General features: G+C 57.3%; 12 protein-coding genes. 1 reads left to right on the plus strand and 11 read right to left on the minus strand.

Features of this window, described 5'->3' with window-relative positions:
* Positions 1 to 7 precede the first annotated feature (7 nt).
* Positions 8 to 556 carry a carboxypeptidase regulatory-like domain-containing protein gene (locus tag IPN69_24400; GenBank protein ID MBK8813851.1) on the minus strand — a complete coding sequence of 183 codons (549 nt, stop codon included), beginning with the start codon at positions 554 to 556 and terminating at the stop codon, positions 8 to 10.
* The gene (locus tag IPN69_24405) at positions 540 to 2,561 is read right to left on the minus strand and encodes a tail fiber domain-containing protein (GenBank protein MBK8813852.1); all 2,022 of its coding nucleotides are present in this window, start codon (positions 2,559 to 2,561) and stop codon (positions 540 to 542) included. Before IPN69_24405 ends, IPN69_24400 begins: the two co-directional genes overlap by 17 nt.
* A gap of 253 nt (positions 2,562 to 2,814) precedes the next feature.
* Between IPN69_24405 and IPN69_24410 the strand changes: the two genes are divergently transcribed.
* The gene (locus IPN69_24410) at positions 2,815 to 5,385 is read left to right on the plus strand and encodes a VCBS repeat-containing protein (GenBank protein MBK8813853.1); all 2,571 of its coding nucleotides are present in this window, start codon (positions 2,815 to 2,817) and stop codon (positions 5,383 to 5,385) included.
* An 80-nt stretch (positions 5,386 to 5,465) separates the two neighbouring features.
* On the opposite strand, the gene IPN69_24415 is transcribed toward IPN69_24410, so the two are convergent.
* From IPN69_24415 to IPN69_24455, 9 genes are all read right to left on the minus strand, one after another.
* Complete coding sequence (locus IPN69_24415; GenBank protein ID MBK8813854.1) at positions 5,466 to 6,122, minus strand: response regulator transcription factor; 657 nt, start codon at positions 6,120 to 6,122, stop codon at positions 5,466 to 5,468.
* A 99-nt stretch (positions 6,123 to 6,221) separates the two neighbouring features.
* Positions 6,222 to 9,311, minus strand: a complete 3,090-nt coding sequence (locus IPN69_24420; protein MBK8813855.1) for a hypothetical protein — start codon at positions 9,309 to 9,311, stop codon at positions 6,222 to 6,224.
* Between the two features lie 60 nt (positions 9,312 to 9,371).
* Positions 9,372 to 10,541 carry a dipeptidase gene (locus tag IPN69_24425; protein ID MBK8813856.1) on the minus strand — a complete coding sequence of 390 codons (1,170 nt, stop codon included), beginning with the start codon at positions 10,539 to 10,541 and terminating at the stop codon, positions 9,372 to 9,374.
* Between the two features lie 123 nt (positions 10,542 to 10,664).
* Positions 10,665 to 13,952 (minus strand): VCBS repeat-containing protein, encoded by a 3,288-nt coding sequence (locus tag IPN69_24430; protein MBK8813857.1) that lies wholly within the window; start codon positions 13,950 to 13,952, stop codon positions 10,665 to 10,667.
* Positions 13,953 to 14,050: 98 nt separating this feature from the next.
* Entirely contained in the window at positions 14,051 to 15,160 is a 1,110-nt protein-coding gene (locus IPN69_24435) for a Gfo/Idh/MocA family oxidoreductase (GenBank protein MBK8813858.1), read from the minus strand.
* A 172-nt stretch (positions 15,161 to 15,332) separates the two neighbouring features.
* Positions 15,333 to 15,794, minus strand: coding sequence for a hypothetical protein (locus tag IPN69_24440; protein MBK8813859.1), 462 nt, complete (start codon positions 15,792 to 15,794; stop codon positions 15,333 to 15,335).
* Between the two features lie 103 nt (positions 15,795 to 15,897).
* Entirely contained in the window at positions 15,898 to 16,659 is a 762-nt protein-coding gene (locus tag IPN69_24445; GenBank protein ID MBK8813860.1) for a hypothetical protein, read from the minus strand.
* Positions 16,660 to 17,032: 373 nt separating this feature from the next.
* Positions 17,033 to 18,907 (minus strand): carboxypeptidase regulatory-like domain-containing protein, encoded by a 1,875-nt coding sequence (locus IPN69_24450; GenBank protein ID MBK8813861.1) that lies wholly within the window; start codon positions 18,905 to 18,907, stop codon positions 17,033 to 17,035.
* 88 nt (positions 18,908 to 18,995) lie between these two features.
* Positions 18,996 to 21,350, minus strand: a complete 2,355-nt coding sequence (locus IPN69_24455; GenBank protein MBK8813862.1) for an oligopeptide transporter, OPT family — start codon at positions 21,348 to 21,350, stop codon at positions 18,996 to 18,998.
* Between the last annotated feature and the right edge of the window lie 19 nt (positions 21,351 to 21,369).

Consider the following 21,369-nt stretch of genomic DNA (forward strand, 5'->3'; position numbering starts at 1 on the left):
CCTATCGCTAATTTTCCGACGCAATGAAATCAATGTCCCGAACATCATCGACAACTTCCCTCACCACCGTCTGTTGCACAAACGTGAAGCGCTTTGACATAACGGTGATCACATAGGTCGCGCCGACCGGAATTTCGGAAATTCCGTAATAGCCAAAAGATCCGGAAACAGCCGTTCGCGTTGTGCCGTTCGGAAACGTCACCGTTACCCGCGCGTTGCGGATGCCGCGGCCATCGGCGGTCAGGACACGTCCGCCAACGACTGCCAATGAGGCTGTCGGCGCGAAGTCTTCCGGCGTCCAGAATCCGGAATACAGATAAAACGTTCCGCCGCTCGAACGAACGCCGGCGATCGTTTGTCCGCCGGTTCCCGTCTGGTCGAGGGCCGACTGCGACATCGCGTTTCCGCCGCCGGCGACGACCTGTTTCTCGACCGAAAACTGTCCGCCGCTCGCGACGATCTCGCTCGTCTGCCCGCGAGTGATCGCAACGAATACAAGAAAGAGGATCAGCGCCAGCAAAAGAACCGATACGAGCGGTTCAATTTTCCTTTTCATTCTCAACTCCTTTTTGCCCGCAAACCGGGGTCGAATTGTTCTGCGAACAGACCAAAGCCTTGAGCAGTTCAATCTGCTCACTTAGTTTTCGAATCGTATCGTCGAGCCGTTCGATCTGCAGCTGTTGCTCTTTGACCGCGTTTACCAGGACCGTCGTCACTTGCGCATATTTGACGCCTTCGATCTCGCCTCGTTGGTTGTAAACATTGAGAAGCGGTTCGACCTCGTTGACCTCTTCGGCGACGAAGCCAATATCCTGCGCGCCGCCTTGTTTCCAGTTGAACGTCACCGGTCGAAGCCGTTTGACCATCTCGATGCCGCCCTTGAAGTCCTGGATATTGTCCTTGTATCGCCGGCTCGACGAACATTGTCCGAGAAATCGTTCGGGAAAGTTCGGATTCGGGGCTTGCAGGCAAACGGCCTCGCTGCCGCTGACCAGCGCTCGCAGGCCGACGTATTGTCCCGTCAGATTGCCGCTGAAATCGCCGGCGGCGGCGTTCACGTCACCGCTGGCGAAGACCGTTCCAACGTTCAACCCGCCGCTGACCGATGCGCCGCCGGTGACGGTCAATGAGCTCGATTTCAATATCCCGGCGTTGACCGTGCTCGGGGTCGTGATGCTGCCGAACGACCAAAGTCCGATACCGGGAATCTTCACTTTCGCGTTCGAACTGCCGAGAACGATCGCGTTCGATTCGTCCGCGACTGCATCGGCACCGATCGCCGTCGCGTTCGAAATTCCGTTGTTGATCGACGTGTTGTAGCCGAACGCGGAGTTGTTGTTTCCGTTACCGCCGTTGATCGAAAAACCGGCGAGAGTGTTGTTGTTTCCGAGGCCGCTCGTCGAACTTCCGAGAAACGTATTGTTCGATCCGGCCTGATTTCCAGCTCCGGTCTCGTACCCGATGTAAACGTTGTAATTGCCCGAAAAGGCGTCCTTTCCGGAGCGAAGCCCGAAATACGAATTGAACGTCCCGGTCGTGTTCTTCTCGCCGGAAAACGCGCCGACGAACGAGTTTCCGCCGCCGGTGTTGACCTTGCCGGCACTGAAGCCGAACATCGCGTTGTTGGCCGCGATTTGATTTCCCTGACCCGCCGAAACCCCGAAATATGAATTGTTCGCGCCCGACGTATTCGAAAACCCGGATGCTCCGCCGAAAAATGCGTTCGAGCCGCCGTCCAGATTGCTCGCGCCGGAGTTTATGCCGAAAAAGGAGTTCGAATTTCCGATCGTGTTCGACGAACCGGCGTACGAACCGAAGAACGAGTTCGACGAGCCGGTTGTGTTGACCTTTCCCGTCTGCGTCCCGAAGAAGGCGTTGAATCCGCCGGTGTTGACCGGACCCGAATTGAACCCCGCAAATATGTTCTCATTTCCGGAGGCGCTCAAGATCCGGCCGCCGTTCAGGTTGAACTGCGCTGCGGCGTCGAAGATGTTAGATCTTCCGGTACCGCTGATGTTGAAGTTCGAACTCGCCTGCTGATTCTGAGAGTTTTGAATGTAGTTCGGACTGTTCGGCAGCGGATTCCGGTCGTCGGACATCCGCGGGTCCGTCGTGATGACGTACTGCGCCGCCGGAATTCCGCCGAGGTTCGCGGCGTCGATGGCGATATTCGCCTGATTCGCGTTCAGCGACCGGACGGCATAAGGCGTCGAAGTCACGGATTGCCTCGGTGTCAGAAGCGTGTACGGCTGACCGCTCCCGTTGAGCCGCACGCCGATCTCGAGAAACCTCGCCGCACCGCTGAACGAGTTTGCGCCGAAATCGAGATTAACGGCGAAGATGCCATTCGTCACGGTCGCCGTCAGATTCGTGATCGTCTGTCCGATCTGACTTCCGCCGGAAATTCCGTCATACAGCTTGAATTCGAATTGATAGGTCCCGTTGGCGGCGATCCCGCCATCCTGGAGTTTTCCCTGATAAACGAATCCGGACGTCTGGGCCTGCGACCGGATTGAAAAAACGAAAAAAATTGCTATGCTGACCAAAAATACTGCTCTCATAAACTTCTCCTTGCCGGACATTGATCGTCGGCGAAAACAAGATTAATTGCTTGGTTGGCGGGATTCACCACATATTCAGGTAGGCATTTCGCCGACGTCTCAAACGAGTGCGAAATCAACCGTTTTTATGGTATGTTCGGAACATAACGTTTTTTAGATTCCGGGCCGCAGCGGCTGGAGTACGAGTTCAAAGCCTGAACGTTCGTTTCAGGCCCGAACAAATTCGGATGTCCAAGAACCCAGGAGGAAAGAGATGCAAAGATTTTTGAGAGTTTCGATGATATGTCTGATGGTGGTATTCGTCAGCGCGCTTGCCGCGAACGCCGCGACCTTCGTCGTCAACACGACGAATGATACGGTCGACGCGACGCCTGGCGACGGAACCTGCGCCGACGGTTCGGCGCAATGCTCACTGCGCGCCGCGATCGGCGAAGCCAACGCGCTCGCGGGCGATGATACGATCACGATTCCGGCGGGAACTTACACGCAGTCCCTGGTCGCGGCGAACGAGGATCTTAATGCCGGCGGCGATTGGGACATCACGAGCAACATCACGATCAACGGCGCGGGCGCGGCGACGACGATCCTGCAGGCCGCGGCGACGCCCGGAACGGCAACCGAGCGCGTGATGGAAATTACCTCAACCACTGCGGTAGTCACGATCGCCGGCGTTACCTTGAGGCACGGCAACAAGACCGGCGCGGCGGCGGCGACGACCCGAGGCGGCGGAATCCGGAGCCAGGGCACGCTGACGATCAACGACAGCATCGTGACGCTGAACAATTCTTCGGGTGGCGGCGGAATCCGCAACGAGCGGACGATCACGCTCAACAACGTCACCGTTTCGAACAACGCCTGCAACAACGGCGGCGCGACGTGTTTCGGCGGCGGTATGTACAACAACCTGGCGGCGTTGACAACGGTCACGATCAACAACAGCACGTTCTCGGGCAATTCGTCGGTCTCGCCCGGCACTAACGGATTCGGCTTCGCCGCTGGCCTCGGAATCGAAGGCACACTCGGGTTTAATATCGTAATTTCCGGAAGTGCGTTTACCGGGAACATCGGAACCGGCACCGGCACCGGCGGAAGCAACGGCAACGGGATTCGGATCCTTCCGACCGCCGCCGGGACCGCGAACATCACGAATTCGGTTTTCAGCAACAACTCGGGCACCGGCGGTGCTTCGATCCAGGGCGTCGGAATTACGGCCTTCACTTCCGGAGCCGGCACGCTGACCGGAACGTGGGACAGAGTGTCAATCACCGGCAACACGGGAACAACTGCGCCGGGCCTGGTCATCAACCCGACCGGCGGCGCTGCGAATCTGACGATCACCAACAGCACGATCTCCGGAAACGTCGGATCGGCATCAGTCGGCGGCGTTCTCGCATCCAATGCGGGCGCCACATCGGGCGCGGCCTCGGTCATCAACTTTGTCAACAGCACGATCAGCGGCAACTCGACAGCGGGCGCCGGCGGCGGTGTTTTCCTCGAACAACCGGCGGCAACCGGATCGATGACGATGAACTTCAACTTCTGCACGATCGCAAACAACGGAGCGAATACTGACAATACCGGTACGGACTCAGGCGGCGGCATTTTCCGTTCGACGGCCGGAGCTTTGAATTTGAAGAACACGATCGTCGGCGACAACTTCGTCGGAACCGGCGGCCTCGGACCCGACATTTTCGGCGCGATCAATTCGCAGGATTACAATCACATTGAAAACACCGCGGGAGCGACGATCGGCGGCACGACGACGAACAACACTACCGGCGACGCGATTCTCGGGGCTTTGGCGAACAACGGCGGTTCAACGCAGACGCATCTTCCGGGGGCCGGCAGCGCTGCATTGAACGCGATCCCGAACGCGACGAACGATTGCGGCACGGTCGTTACGACGGACCAACGCGGAGTTACCCGTCCGGATTCAGGCGCGTGCGAAAAAGGCTCGGTCGAAGTGTCGAGCGTGATCGTCAAGTCGCGTGCCGATTTCGACGGCGACGGCAGGACCGACGTTTCCGTATTCCGCCCGAGCGAAGGAAACTGGTATCTGAACCGATCGACCGCGGGACTCGTGGTCAGTCAGTTCGGATTGTCCACGGACACGCTTGTTCCGGGCGACTACGACGGCGATCAGAAGGCCGACCTCGCCATCTTCCGACCCGACGCCAACCCGGCTAATCCGGATTTCTACGTCCTGAACAGCAACGGCAACATTCTGACCGGCGCGTCTTGGGGCATTCCGGGCGATACACCGATTTCAGGAGACTACGATGGCGACGGAAAGAACGACCGTGCGGTTTTCCGTTCGTCGAACGCCGTCTGGTACGTGATTTTGAGCGGCGGCGGATCGATCGTCGAACCGTTCGGATTGACGACCGATATCCCGCTCGCAATCGATAACGACGGCGACGGAAAGACCAATCTGGCCGTTTACCGTCCGGGCACCAACACCTGGTACATCGCCAGGCCGACCGGTGTTCCGGCTCAGAACTTCGATGCGTCGCCATACGGACTCGCCGGCGATCTGCTTGTTCCCGCCGACTATGACGGCGATAACAAGGACGACATTGCGGTCTTCCGTCCGAGCGCAGGAACCTGGTTTATCCGTCGATCGACAAACGGCAATACGGATATTGTTACGTTTGGAACAAGCGGCGATGTTCCGGTTCCGGGCGATTACGACGGTGACGGCAAGGACGACGTCGCTGTTTATCGAAACGGCCAATGGTGGCTGAACCGTTCGACCTCGGGTCTGGCGATCACCAACTTCGGCAATGCGACCGATACGCCGATCCCGAAACGCTACATTCCGTAGTCGGATTGCCCTGATCCCAAACGATCAGGCAGTTTTGTTGAGTCCGCGATCGAGATTCGGCCGCGGACTCTTTTTTCGGTTCACTTTACCAGGTGATTTTTGAGTGCCTTCGCGACCGCTTCAGATTTTGAATGGACCTGAAGCTTTTCATAGATGCTCTTGAGGTGAAACGAGACGGTGTTGACCGAAACGCCGAGTTCCAGCGCCGCCGTCTTGTAACTGTGGCCTTCGACGAGGAGTTTCAGCAAGCGCGTCTCGTGCGGGGTCAGGTTGTAATCGACTTTCTCCGGCGGCCGGTAATCCTTGAAGATCGTGATGACCTTGCGCGCGACTTCGGGAGACATCGGCGAGCCGCCCGCAACTGCTTCGCGAAGCGATTCGAGGATCTTCGCCGGCGGCGTTTTCTTGAGCAGATAACCGACCGCTCCAGCGCATAACGCCTCGAAAATGCGGTCGTTGTCTTCATAGACCGAAAGCATCAGGATCGTGATTGCGGGAAACTGTTCTTTCAGGATCCGAACTCCCTCGATGCCGTCCATTCCGGGCAAACCGATATCCGACAACACTATCTCGGGCGTTCGGTGCCGGATCGACGGGATCGCTTCTTCCATCGAGCCGTATTTCCCGACACATTCAAAACCGTCCGTGAATCCGATGAGCGTTGCCAACCCTTCGCGGATCTCGCGGCGGTCTTCGATGATCGCGACGGTGATCGGATTTTGAATTGCGCTTTCCATTCTCGACCTCTATGTTGCATCAATCCCTTCGAATTGCAACTACCTGTTCAAGTAGTCAGGATGTTCTCCAACGCGCAACAATTATCTCGTCTCTTTCCGCTATCCCTCAACGAAACGTCGAAGTCCTCCAAACATAACATTGGCCCTGATCGGGACGCGGACCGTGACAACGGTTCCTTTGCCGATCTCCGATTCGACCTCAAAACTGCCTCCGAGGCTCTCCGCGCGGCGGCGCAGATTGTTCAGACCATTGCCCCCGAGACCCTCCTGCGGCGAATGGTTCTCCTCGCTCCGCATTTGAAAGCCGCGGCCATTGTCCGAAATCCGAATCGTCAAGCGGTCATCCTCGACGGCGATCATCAAATCGGCTTCTGTCGCCTGCGCGTGTTTTGCGAGATTGTTGACGCACTCCTTGAACATCAAATAGATCTCGCGCCGAACGTCGGCACCGAGCGCGAAATCGCCCGTCGGCGGCAAATGAAACCGATATGCAATGTCTTTTGCTTCCAATATGTCGCTTGCAAAGCGACGCATTCGATTCACGAGATCGTGCAAACTGTCCTTGTTCGGATCGATCGCCCAAACGATATCGCTCATCGAATCGATCATCTCTCGCGACGACTCGGCGATCATATTGAGCGGTTCATTCGCATCTTTGTCGCCGACCTTCTGCCTGACAACCTCAGACAAGATCGCGATCTGCGAAAGCGACGAACCGATGTCGTCGTGAAGATCGGTCGCGATCCGCGTTCGGACGCGTTCGAGTTCGATTAGCCGTCTCAAACGATTGCGATACGCCGCATACACGACGCCCCCGACGATCAACGCTGTCAGCAACAAAAACCACCAACGCTGCCAGACCGGCCGCGCAATCGAGAAGGTGATCGTCGCAGGTGCTTCGCTGACCACTCCATCGGACGAAATCGCGCGAACCTGGAAATCATAGCTGCCCGCAGTGAGGTTGAGATTCACGTTTCGTTGGGCCAGCGGCTCACTCCAATCGGAATTTCCGAACCGATGTTGATACTTGAGCGATTCGCCGGCTGCGAACGCGAGTGAGAAGAAATCAATCTGAAGTTGACGTTGGTCGGTATCGAGATAGAGATCTTTGATGACGGTTTCGCCGAGTTCCGAGAGGTGCCGCACGGTTTCGCCGTTGACCCGAAGACCGGCGATGAAAATCGGAGGCGGCGGCGATGCTTTCGCGTCCCGTGGGTTCAAACGCGCGATCGTGAACTTCTGGGCGAACCAGACACTGCCGTTCGTGTCGCGGGCACAACGATTTATATTCCCGCCAGGCAGTCCGTCCGCCTGAGTGAAGAGCCTGATCCGACCTGATTCCGGATCGAAGCGGTTGATCCCGCGTGCGGTGCCGACATAGACCCGGCCCGAATCGTCTTCGGTGATGCAGTTCGCCTGATTGCTTGAAAGGCCTTCACTGACCGAGATCCTCGTAAAAACCGGCGTTTCGTCTGCCGGGTTGTCGATCCGAACGATGCCGCTGTTGCTGATCGCGACCCACAAGCGGCCGCGCGAATCCCTGTAAACCGCGTTGACCAACCCCGGCGGAAAACGCTCCGGCGAATTGAAAAATTCGAACGTGCCGTTCCGGTAACGCGCCACGCCGCCGGTGTAGAATCCCAGCCAGATGTTCCCTGCCGAATCTTCGCCAAAAGCCGTCGGGGCGCTGTGGTCCGGAGTATTTTCGGCAGCCGAGAACTGCCGGACAGTATCCGTCTTGCGATCCCAACGCATCACGCCGGCGCGTGAGATGTTCGAGAACCAAAGGTCGCCGCGCGAGTCTTCGAAGAGCCGAAAGATGTCATCGGCGGAGAGGCCGTCAACTTTCCGATAGACTCGTTTAGGCGAGGCCGCGGCAAGTTTCGGGATTTCCGTTTCGGCCGGATATCGAAACAGTCCGGTCGATGTCGGGATCCACCATTCACCGTCGATCTGCGATCGGACGTCCAGTTGATTCCAGCCCCAACTCCTCACCCAACGGCCCGCCGGTCCGATCTCGACGAAGCCTTCGCCGTCAAATCGGAGCAGGTCATCGCTGCTCGAAGTGACAAACACCTCGGCACCGGAACTGAAGATCGACGTCACGCTCCCATACGGCGGTTTTTCGGGAATGTCGAAAAGAACGAAACTGTTGCGGGTCAGTTTGAATGCGCCGCGGGTGCCCGTTCCGATCCATATGTTCCCGCCGGCATCTTCTCCGAGCGAGACGACGTCGGTCGAAAACAGAACACGGAACTGTTTCGCGCCCGGCTTCGAATCAGGGACAAATTCGCACAACCCGTTTCGGATCCCGACAAGGACTCTGCCATCGGTGGTCTCAAGGATCGAATGAATCCACGTATTGTCCGTCAACCCGTCCGCCGTCGTAAACCGTCTGGTCAAAACCGGCCTGCCGGCCTGATACTCGAAGACGCTCAAACCCTCGCTCCGGTCTCCGCCGGTGACCCAAATCCGCCCGGCACGGTCCTCGTGGACAACTCTCGCCGAGGTGTCGAGAATTCGCCTTCCATTTTCCAGGCGCTCGTCGAAGGTCCAGACGCCGGTGCTGGTCGCGACCCAGAACGTGCCGCGCGTGTCTTGAAACGTCGAAAGAACCTCGATCCGTTTGCCGCGCCATTCTTCGATCCCGATCGCCTCGAGACCGTTTTGAACGGAGAATCGAAAGATCCCGCTGACGGTGGAGACAAAGATGCCTTTGTCGGGCGACTGATAAAGGTCCAACGCGGAAAACGGATTGCTGTCGAAAGGCGGTTCGGACGATCGAAAAGTCCGAAACATAGGTTGCGCAACGGTTTGCGAGTCGGACGGGCGAAACATCGGACCGGTTCCGGTTGGATCAAAAACCGCGACTCCGTCGGCGGTCGCGGCCACGTATTTTCCGCCATCGATCTCGAGAAGATCGTTCACCTCACGATGCGGCAATCCATCCGCCTGTGTGTAATTTCTGAATTCGATTCCATCGAATCGCGACAGGCCCTCGCCGGTGCAAAACCACAGAAAACCGCGCGAATCGCGGACGATCCGGTTCACGAAGTCGTGTCCGAGCCCATCGGCGGTCGTAAAGTTCTTGAACGGAAGCGTTTGCGATGTCGATAACGGCGCGGCGAGAAAGATGCAGGCAAAGACCGCGGCCACTGACAAAAAGAGTTTTTGAAGCGTGAACAGCATCGGGCTAGTGCAGCTATTCTGCACGTCAAACGAAGAGTTTTCAATCCGGCCACGCCCGCTTTAGTCCGGTAAATTTTCGCCGAGAATCCGCGCCACGTTCCCGCCCATTATCAAGGCGATCTCATCATCGCTGAAGTTTTCAACGAGAAGCGCTTCGGTGATCATCGAGATTCCCGTGACGTCGAACGGAACCCGGACGGCACCGTCAAAATCCGAGCCGAGCGCAACGTGGTGCGCGCCGACGACGTTCACCGCGTGCCGGATCGCTTTGGCGATCGACCCCGCGTCTTCGCCGCAAACGGCGGTGTCCCAGAATCCGATCCCGATAATTCCGCCCGTTTTCGCGATCGCGCGGAGTTGATCGTCCGACAGATTTCGCTGATTGTTGCAAGTTCCGCGAACGCCGGTATGCGAAACGACCACCGGACGCGTTGCGATCGCAAGAACTTCGTCGATGGTTTTGGAGGAAGCGTGCGCAAGATCGACGATCATCTCCTTCGACTCCATACGCTTGATCATTTCGCGGCCCGCATCGGTCAGACCGCCCTTTTCGAGTCCGTGCGCCGATCCGCCCATTTCGGTGTCGAAGAAATGCGACGGCGACATCATCCGAAAGCCGGCGTCGAAGAGAACATCGACGTTTTCGACGCGTCCGTCGAGCGCCTGCGCGCCTTCGATCCCGAGCCAGCCGCCGACGATCCGTTCGGTCTTGCGTCGTTCGAGAAAAGCGCTCAGATCCGTTTTCGTTTTGATGACGACCAATTTGCCGCCGGAATCGTTCGCATACTGGTGAAGCCTCGCGGCCTGCCAAAGCGCGCGTTTCGTCAGACTCGAAAGATTCTCAAGCGGTTGCCGCTGCGCAAGCGCGAGCCAGAAGATATTGTCGGACTTGTCCGCATTCGATTCGATGTTCATCGCGCGCGGTGTTTTGGTGACGACAGTAAACGCCTGCAACGCGACGTTACCCTCGATCAGACGCGGCAGATCGATGTGATTGGACGTTTGACGCTGGTTGAGATCGTAGTTCCAGAGCAGCGAATCGGCGTGAAGATCGGCGACCAGAAGCTTTTCGTGCAGCATACCGGCGCGTTCCGAAACCGTGTACGGGGGCGGTTTGACGACCTTGTTCGAGGTCCGCGCGATGTATCCGGGCGCAAACCCGAAAAAGCCCGCGAGCAAAACGAAGGCCGCGGCGATCGAGACGATCGAAACTCGAAAGATCCACTTCATATCTTAAGAAGCAACCTCACAAAACCCGATAGACCGACAATCTTCCGCCGTTGCCGCAACAAGATCGGTCCGACCATATCAAAAAATGCTTCCCGCAAAGGCGTCGGCCGTTTTCGAAACCGATCAGTGGTTCTGTTTTCCGGCGATCGGAACGTCGGTCGATATTCCGAACTGCCTGACACTCGGCACGCCCGTCGAGCTGTTGAGAACATACCAGTTTCCTTCATTCGGACGATAAACGGCGAGATCCGTCTTGCCGTCGCCGTCATAATCACCGCGTGAAGGAATGTCGGACGCAATCCCAAACTGCGTGATCACGATTCCGTTCAGACTACGGAGCGCATACCAGGTTCCGTTAGCCGGGCGCCAGACGGCGATGTCGGCCAGCGTGTCACCGTCATAGTCACCGACGACGGGAATGTCGCCCGTGCTGCCGAACGAATATGACAAAACGCCTGCATCGGTCGTCTTGAGAACGTAGAAGTCGGCATCAGCCGGCGAATCCGAAGGACGATGGACCGCGAAATCAGCTTTCGAGTCGCCGTCGAAATCGCTCGGAACGGGCGTATCGCCCGCAAGTCCAAAGGTCTGGATCGTGAAACCGAAATCCGACGTCCGGTGAACGTACCAAACGCCGTCGCGATAGACGGCGAGGTCCATTTTGCCGTCGCCGTCGTAGTCACCGGCAACCGGCCGATCATTCGCGATCCCAAACTGTTCGATCCGCGCGACGGAGTTCGAACTGTTCAAGACGTACCAGATGCCGCCGCGATAAACCGCGATGTCGCTCTTGCTGTCGCCATCGTAATCGCCCGGCGTGACGGTGTCAGACGCGATGCCGAACTGATTGACCCGAACACCGTTATTCGAACTTGTCGTTTGAAACCAACTCCCGGTCGATGGCCGAAAGACCGCCGGATCGGATCTTCCGTCGCCGTCGAAATCGGACTCGGCGCGGCGAATCGGCGCACGCAGATTGTACTGAAAGATCCCGCGGCCGTGGGTCGCGATCTTGAGAACTCGGTATGCGTTCTGAAGCTCCATTCCAAACACCGCGACTCGCGGCAGTCCATTGCTGAACGGTATCCACGTTGCGCCGCCATCCGAGGTGGAGAAGACGCCGATGTCCGTTCCGGCGTAGAGTGTGTTCGGATTCGAAGGATCGATGACGATCGTGTTTGTCGGAACATCCGGAATCCCATTTCCAGCCGCGCTCCACGTCGGCGCGCCGCTCAAAAGATTCGTCGTTTTCCAGACATGCTGGCCGGCGGCCAAACCAAAGCCGTTGAGGGCGACGTAAGCAACGTTGGCATTGGTCGGGTCGATCGCGATGCGCCCGATGTAACGGGCCGGGATCGACCCGCTGATCGCATTCATTGTCGTGGCGCCGGCGGTTGTCGAAAGATAGACTGCGCCATTCGTCAATCCAACGAGTCTGATACTGTCGTCCTGAGGGGCGATGGCGATCGCGCTGATGCGAGCCGGGAGCGTGCCGCTGACGCTCGTCATCGTCGTGCCTTTATCGGTCGAGCGATAGAGGTTCGTCGTTCCAAAATAGAGCGTGTTCGGCGTTCCGGGTCCGCCGACCATCGGCGCATAAAACAGTACCGCATCGGCGCAGTTGATTCCGTTTGCAGTGCCGCCGCATCCAAGAAACCCGCTCCAATTCGGATCGCCGTTCGCGGTCGTTCCGCTAACCGTCGTTGTCGCGCGTGAAAACCCGATCTGACTGTTGGTTTGATTGTAATAGGTATGATACGCGGTTACTTCGTTGGGTGACGTGGAAGTTTGATCGATCACCGCGAATCCGCCGTCGCCGCCGTCCGAACGAACCCAGGTGATGCCGTTTGGAGCGAGAAACTGGGTCCCGTTATCCTGCGTGCCGCCGAGCGTGTAATTCCGGTCGGACGGATGGAGGGCAATTCCCTGAAACTGTGTCGCGCTGAACGTCGAGTTGTTGAGAGTTATCCAACTCGTTCCGCCATTGACCGATTTCCAGATTCCGCCGTCGCTGCCGAAATAGATCGTGTTCGGATCTGAAGGCGCGATCGAGATCGCTTGAGTGTCGACGTGCAAACCGCTGGAACTATTCGTAAATGACGCGCCGCCATTGGTCGACCGGCCGAAAACAAGCGCCGGCGAACCGCCGAGATAGACATTGTCGGCGTTGTTCGGATCGACCGCCACGGCGACGTCATAAAAACACTGCGGATTGCAAAAACTGTTGGCGACCGCGGTGGTCCAGTTCGAACCACCGTCGATCGATTTGTAAAGCGTGCCGTTGGCGACCCCGGTCGCGGCGTAAACCGTGACCGTCGATCCGGTTTTCTGGATCGCGAGTTCCGCGCGCCCGGTGCTGGTCGTCGTCCCGGTCGCTTGTGTGCGGATGAATGTCGGCGCGGCATCGAGCGCGTTCGTTGAAAGATAAACGCCGCCGTCACCGAGCGCTTCCGAATCAACGAGCGTCACGATCAATCGCGCCGGATTGCCGGGTTCGATGACCGCGTCAAGAATTCGACGACTTCCGCCGTTGAGCGCGGAAACCGTAAGCTTTTCGAATTGCGGTGTCGCGCCGAGCGCGTTCGAGGTCCGGAAAAGGCCAGCCGGAGGAAGCGTGGCGCCAGTCGTCGATCCGCCGATGCCGGCTATGCCGGTGACCGAAGTCACGAAGAGTTGGTTCGGGTTTGTTGGATTAACGATTATCTTGCCAATTGAGCGACCCGTGAAAACATCGCCGCCGGCGCTGCCCGCGTTGAAAGGTCCGGAGACGGTCGGCGTTGTATCGGCGTTTGTGATGCGGTAGATTCCGACTCCGAAAAAGCTGTCCGAGGAAAACTGCGGCTCGCCGGTTCCGACGAAGATCGTTGACGGGTCGGACGGCGCGATAGCGATCGATCCGATTGCGAGGCTCTGAGCGCCGTCGAGAATCGGCGTCCAGACAGTGCCGCCGTTGAGCGACCGATAGACCCCGCCCTGAGCGGTTCCGACGTACACTATACTCGGATTTGACGGATGGACCGCAATGGCCGAAACTCGACCGCTGTAAGAAGTCGACGCGTTGACCGGAATCGGTGACGGACCAAGTGGCAGCCAAAAGTTACCGAGCGGTTCATTCAGTTCTTGTCGCCGACGCTCGACCGCCTGTTCGCTGCGCGCCATTTCAATGATCGCCTGTTTGCGCGAGTCCGGCTTTGCGGTGTCGAGACCTCGGAGGAGCCCAATATGCTCTTCACGAAGACGGATGTATTCACCTTTGTCGATGGTCACGCCGGTCGGAAGATCCTGATCTTCCTCGCCACCATTTTCCAAAAACTCTTTTTGTGCGGGATTTTCCGCAAGAGCGGTCAAACCGATCGCCGCCGCGCCGCAGCACAAGATCAAAAACACCAAAACGCCAGTTAACGCCTTCATTGGTCACTCCTATATTTTCTAAATTGAAAACTCGAGGGAAGTTCGACAAAAAAACTGTCTCACTTTAGCACAAATGCGGTGAAACCGAGACCGGAAATTCAATCGCTTTCCAACGATACCAGCCGTCCCGAGCGGTCGGACTCACGGGCGGCGTCGAGGATCTGCTGAACGCGCAGGCCGTCCTCGAATGTCGCGGCTCCTTCGACCGTCGTGGCACCGGATCGTACCGCGTCGAGGATCTTCGGCGCGAAGGCGACGAACGCATTCGGGAAGCCGGAATCGAATAAGCCGGGAACAGACTCGCCGATCGTGACGTCGATCTTCGTCCAGCCGGTATCGCCCGAACGGGTCAACAAGACCTCGCCGAGAAACAGAACCCTGATCGAACCGTCGGTTCCGACGAACTCGATCGAGTGTTCATAATCGGGATACTCGATCATCGAAAGAGACATCGTACCGGTCGTGTCGTCGGTCAGCTCGCTGTCGGCAAAACGAAAGTTCAGGAGCGCCTCGTCGTCGGTGGTAACTTCACGCAGCCGGCCGTTTGAATCGGTTCGGCGCTTGACGTGAGTCTGGAGTTGACACGAAACACTCGCAATTCCTGTGTCAAGAAACCATAGCAGCGAATCGATGGCGTGCGAGCCGATCGCGCCGAGCGTGCCGCCGCCGGCATCTTTGTCGGACCACCAGTTCCACGGCACATTGACGTCGCCGCGCATCGCGTTGCGGAACGAATACTTGACGTGGCGAATTTTGCCGATTGCGCCTTCCCGGAGCATTTCCCTCGCCTTCCGACGCCCGGTCTGAAACCGCAGTTCGTGGTCGATGAGCGCGAGAACATTCGCGTCTCTTGCGGCGCGGCACATCGCCTCGGCTTCGGCGACGTTCATCGCCATCGGCTTTTCGCAAAGTATGTGCTTCCCGCGGGCGGCGGCATAGAGCGCTTGTTCGCAATGGAGATTGGGCGGAGTCGTGATGCAGACGAGATCGACGTCAGGATGATCGATCGTTTCGCGCCAGTCGTCGGTGAAATGCGGCACGCCGAACTGCCCGGCCGTCGCTTCGGCACTTTCCAAACGCGCGCTCGCAAGCGAAACGATCTCGCAACCTCCGGCCATCAGAAATGCCGGGATCTGTACCTTTTTTGCGAAACCGACGCCGAGAAAGCCTAGTTTCGGAACGGTGATTTTGGATTCTGGGTTTGTCATCTCGACACGCCGTTTCCCGTTTCGATCTTATTCTGCATTGTAGCCGAATTCTGCGTATCGCTTCCTTGTTTTGTGAATTCAATGCCGGCGGCAAACAAAGAAACGCGAGAATCAACTCGATCCTCGCGCCTCAAACAAAATCCGCAATCCCAAATCCAAAACCCGAAATCGCCTACCCTTTGTCGATTCCCAACTCCAGGCTTCGCCGCTTGCGCTTGTTTCCGAACTTCAGAAAGTCGTTGTATGATTCGCGGTCGCCGTCGCTCATTTTCGTGATCTCGGCGCCGACCAGATAACGTGCGGTCGAAACATGCTCGCCGACCTGCTCGTAGCGGCGTCCGATGATCTGCATCCGAACTTTTCCGCCCGGAAGATCGAGTTCGGCGTTGAGCGTTCGCCCTTCGCCGACGAGGTAATTCTCGTGGATTCGAATCGATGCCACGATGAACGCGATTCCGGATCGGCTGAGATCACTGGTCTCACCCGTAATCACCAGATTCTCAATCGGCATCAATCGGCCCGTGTTTCTGTCGGGTTCGAACCAGATCTTGACCGGCACCGCAATTCCTTTCCGCGTCGAAACCACACTACCCGCGATAGACTTGTTTAGTTTTGCAACCCACTTTCGAATCATCTTGTTTTAATTGTGTAACTTAGGGGATACAACGTCGGTTGAACAACTTATAAACCTTTTTACACAGAATTTCAACAAGTATTTCTTTTAATTCACACGAATTTTACTTTTTAAGTGATTGACCCTGAACGTCTTTCGACGATATCTTCGGATTCTTCCCTTCGAATTCGAGGAGGTACGAGAGCTTTCCGGTTTTTCCGTAAACGGCCGGAACGGCGGTCGCATAGTATTTTTTCTTGTCGCCTGACAGGATGAGCACGAAATTGTAGCCCGTCGATTCTGACGTTCGAACGTCGTCAGGCAGCAATCCGGCACCTATCAACTGGTCGAGATCGCCGAACAGGCCGCCATTCTGAAGAGCATAAACGGTCTGTGATTTGAAGATCCTTTCGATCATCGCCCTGGCCTCGGATTCGTGGGTTTTGATCTTGAGATTGAAGAAATATCGATTTCCTTCCTTTTTGATCGCCGTCTCGGCCGTTTCGTCGACGGTCAGGATGACCCAGACGTTTCCTTCCTTTCGCAAGCGAATTTCCTGAAGCTTTATCTCGCGCGTCTCATTATCGGGCAACTTCGCAGTGACGGTCGCGTAATCCCCGGAAATGATCTCGCCGTTGATCTCGACCTCGGCCGGGACGCCGACCGCGATCTGTTCGAAATCGACCTTAAGCTCGTCGAGTTCGGCTTCGGTCAGCCCCTCGATCGCCGGGCGGAGATTCGTCAGAAACAGCGCGTCGCGAAACTTCTTCTCGCGCAGGTGTGCATAGAACACGCGGACGGTATCGGCCGGACCGTTCGGGGTGATCTCGATCGTCGCACGCTTTGAGTAATTCGCCGCCGGGTCAGTTTTAGTTTCGGTTTTCATCTCTGCCGAATTCGCCGCCGGCCTGGTCACGGTTTCGGTCCGCGCAACGGCACCGCAGCCGCCCAAGCCGCACACCGCAAGAACAACTAAGAAGACATACTTAGAGAAATTCGCTCGCAACATAAAAACACTCCGGGATTGAAAGAAATGAACTTGAAGTTTGTTTCGGGGAATTGATCGGGGGCGAGAAAATCGCCGCGCCAGAAGATTATAACGCGGCGTGTAAAAAAATGTAAAACAAAAATTGGAAATTTTTGTTGATTGAAACTTGAAGATATGGCCTTTGATCTTGGAACTTTGATCTTTGAGTTTTGATTTGTCACACAAACTACTCAAACTCGAAGATCAAAGTTCCAAGATCAAAGACCCGCTTTCATTTGACCCGTTTCAAATTCAGCGTTTCCGTTTTTCCGCTTTCGAGTTTCACGGTTTGCGCTTTCTTCAGTTCGGCTTCGAGCCAACTGTCCCAGGCTTCGCGTTTTTTCCGAAGATCGTCCTCGGTGACGAAGATCAGCGCGTATTCGCCCGGCGCCAGTTTGACCTCGTATTCGCCGGTGTCACCGGTGCGCGCGTTGCGTTGAAACGTCGAATTGCGACGTTTGGCGTCGGTCGGCACAAGCATCATTTGCGCGCCCGAAACGGGCTCCTTATCATCGCCGGTCACCGTTCCCTTCAGCGTCGCAAGCCCTTTGCCAAGCACGATCTTGACGTTGGCCAGTTTCTCGCCCTCCTTGATCTCGTAGACGCCTGCGAGCAGATCGGTCGAGCCCGCCGTCATACTTTTGACGTAGTAATCGCCATCGCCGAGTACGATGCTGAATTTCGTCTTTCCCTCGGATACGTTCTCGAGATTGAAATCGTGGTTCAGTTTCCCGGGTTTCGAAGGATCCCGTTCGGCGTAGTTCCAAACCCCGCCGCTGGTGTTCAGTTCGGCGACCTCATTTTCAGCCCTGATCGTCACGCCGTCTGGCATCTCGTTGAAAAGATTCTCGACGGCGACCGTTCCCGAAACCGAAGCCCCGAAACCGAGTTCGACATTGATCTCAGCCAGATCCTTGTCCTCGACGGTGATCTCCTGGATCTTCTTGGCGAATTTCGGCGGCTCCGGCACCTTCGGCTTCGGCCCGGTCCCGTCCGAATCATCCGAATAATCCGGGACGGCACGCGCCGGTGAAACGATGACCTTGTAAACTCCCTTCGGCAGTTCTTTGAACAGCCACGCGCCATTATCGTCGGTCGGCACGGCCTGCATACGCCGGGCGATCTCCGTAAACACCGAGAACGTTTTGTCCTCCGCCACGCGTTGAAGCATTATCTCGGCCTTGACGGGCGTCTTGTCTTTGCGCGATGTAACCCGGCCGCTGATCTTGTAGAGATATCGGCCAGGGATCGTGACATTGATCTCGGTCAGTTCCTGGCCGTACTCGACGTTGATCAACTGCGCCGACGCCGGGTCGAAAACGTCCGGGTGGTAGATCGTCAAGAACGAACCGCCGCCGCCGAGCAGTAGAGTCTCGAACGACTGCGAGTTTTTTGCGCCGCTGTGATTGACGTTTTCGGTCGCTTTTACGATGTATTCGCCCGGCGGGAGTCCGGAGAAACGGAAAACGCCGCGGTCGTCCGTCTGGAACGATCCGCTTCCGCCGCCAAACATTCCGACGACCGCCGAAAAATTCGGTATCACGCCGACAAATCTGTCTTCGACCTTGCGGAGGATCTCAACCTTGACGCCGATCGCCGCGTCGCCGTCGTCGTACATCACGCGACCGGCGATCGCTCCGCCGCGTCGCGCCGCGATCTGCACGTCGATGTCGTTGACGCCGTTGACGACGATCCTCTGGAAGTCCTTGAACGCCTCCTCGACCGTCGCGCCGTCCATATCGCGGCCGCGGTCGAGTTTCGAAAAATCGAGGAACGCCAGCGGCGAAACGACGCCCGGGGCGTTGACCATCGCGTAATACGTTCCGGCCGGCACACCCTTGATCTCAAAAACGCCTTCGTTGTCCGTCAGCCCGCTTCCCTCGCCCGGCCCTCCGCGCATATTCGCCGACATCAGCATAATCGACGCGCGCCGCACGGGCCGACTCGTCTCGGCGTAGAAAACCCGGCCGCGAACGGTCGACGTCGGCGTTGGGTCAGGCGTCGCACGCGTCACCCGAACCGATTTGATCTCAGGGTCCTGCGCGAAGCACTGAATTACGGAAGACAAGAATGCAAAAAGTAAAAGAACGCGGAGGGACTTGGTCATAATGCAGTAATACTCCCACTGAAAAACGAGTTGCCCTGTGATATTAGCACAGAACAACTCGTGAAAAGCACAGTTTTGTCGACACGCCCTAGGCGTCCTTCTTCCTGCCCGCGAGGACTATCTCGCGACCGACGAAATAGAGGATCACGGTCAGGATCAGGAACGGGATCATACCGAGAAGATCGGCATTTTCGCCCGCGAAGAACGGATTTCCGGTCTCGGCCCATTTCGCCCAGCTGTCCTTGATCCCTTTCAGCGATTTCAGGAATTCCGGCTTGTCGAGGCTGAACAACGCCACCATAATTCCGGCGATCGCCCCGCCGGCGATGTAGCCGGACGCAAGCAGAACCCCGTTCGATTTGTCGGTCTCGGCGTCGATCTGTTCCTTCGATAGATTCTCACGAGTGAACTTCTTACGAAGATAAAGGTCAACCGCCCAGCGGACCATTCCGCCGAAGAAGATCGGCGTCGAAGTCGAGATCGGCAAATAGAGCCCGACGGCGAACGCAAGGCTTGGAACGCCCGCGAGTTCCAGCATTATCGCGATCATCGCCCCGATCAGAACAAGTCCCCACGGCAGTTGCTGGTTGAGAATTCCCTTGATGATGTAGCTCATCAGCGTCGCCTTCGGGGCGTCATAACGCGTCAGTTCCTTCCCGTCTTCATCGATCTTGATCTGGCCGTTGATGCCCGGATCGACGAGATACGTCGGCTTGCCCTGCATATCGATCAGGTATTTCCCGATCGGTCCGGCCGCCGGATCTGTATTTTGCCAGACGCGGTAAGCACTCTGATCCTGGTCTTTGTACTTGCCGTTGACGATCTTCTCTGACTTGAAAGTTCCGCCTTCGCGGAAGAGCTGTTCTTCCTTGACGCGAAACTCGGTCGCGAATTCCTTTTCGGCAACCTTGTGATAATAAGTTTCGGCGTTGTTAAGCGTCACCAACAGCCAGCCGAGCACGAGCGCCGAGGCCAGCGCGCCGAAAAGGATCGCGATCTGCTGGTTGCGCGGCGTGCCGCCGACCCAGAATCCGGTTTTGAGGTCCTGCGACGTGGTGCCGCCGTTCGACGCGGCGATACAGACGATGCCGCCGACGCTGAGCGCCGTCACGAAATACGGATCGGCAGCGGTCCAGCCGAGCATCAGAAAGACGAGACAGGTGATCAGCAATGTCGCAACCGTCATTCCCGAGATCGGGTTCGATGACGAGCCGATCTCGCCCGTCAGCCGCGACGAAACCGTGACGAACAAAAAGCCGAGCACGAGGATCAGGATCGCGCCGACGATCGACACCTTCCAGTCCGTGAAAATGCTCAGCCCGAGTTGCGGCAGCAGCAGAATTCCGGCGATCAGCCCGATGATCCCGACGATCACCCACTTCATCGAAATGTCCTGGTCGGTTCGCGGGAGCTTCGATCCGTCGGCCGATTTCGAGCCGCCCGTCAGATCCGCGAGGCCGGATTTCAAACCGCTCCAGATCGTCGGCAAACTTCGCGCGAGCGAAATGATCCCGGCCGCCGCGACCGCTCCGGCGCCGATATAAAGAATGTAAGAACCGCGAATTTCACCGGCCGACATCTGACCGATCGTCTTGCTGAGTTCGGGAGCGATCGGCGCCGCCGCCGTTTCGCCGAAGAATTTGATGAGCGGGATCAGTACGAGATATGAGAGAACGCCGCCGCCGAGCATGATCCCCGAAACGTACGGGCCGATGATGTAACCGACACCGAGAAGCGCCGGGTTGTTCTCGAGCGCGACCGAACCGCCCTTGATCGTGCTGTCGCTCAGCTTCTTGCTCGGCTCGGGATTCCAAAGGCTGAAAACCTGCATCAGCACGTTGTAAACGAAACCCATCGCGAAGCCGACGCCGATGATCTTTCCGCCTTGCAGCGCGCTGCTGTCGTCAGCGCTCGTGTCGCCTTCGTGCGAAGCCTCGCGCGATTCCTTCGACGCTCCGGCTTTGAGCACCTCGGCGCAGGCCGTGCCTTCCGGATACTTCAAATAGCCGTGCTGCTCTTTGATCAGAGCGCGGCGCAAAGGGATCATCAGCAGAATGCCGAGAAGCCCTCCGAAGACCGCGACGAGCGTCGACTGCATCAGATTGAGGTCGAACCCGAGGATCATGATCGCCGGCATCGTGACGCCGACGCCGAACGCGATCGACTCGCCCGCCGATCCGGCCGTCTGCATAATGTTGCCTTCGAGGATCGTTGCGTCGCGCATTCCAAGCTTCGACAATATCCGGAACAGTGTGATCGCGATGACCGCCACCGGGATCGATGCCGAAACCGTCAGTCCCGTTTTCAAAACGAGATAAAGCGACGAAGCGCCGAAAAGAATGCCGAGCATCGTGCCGACGAGCAGCGGCAGGACCGACAGCTCGCGCAACGAGGTCTTGTCGGGAATATAAGAACGAAAATTCTCAAGAAAAGGGTTTTTCATCGAACGAAAGCCTCCGGAT

The sequence above is a fragment of the Acidobacteriota bacterium genome, assembly GCA_016715115.1.
In the GTDB taxonomy this organism is placed as follows: Bacteria; Acidobacteriota; Blastocatellia; order Pyrinomonadales; family Pyrinomonadaceae; genus JAFDVJ01.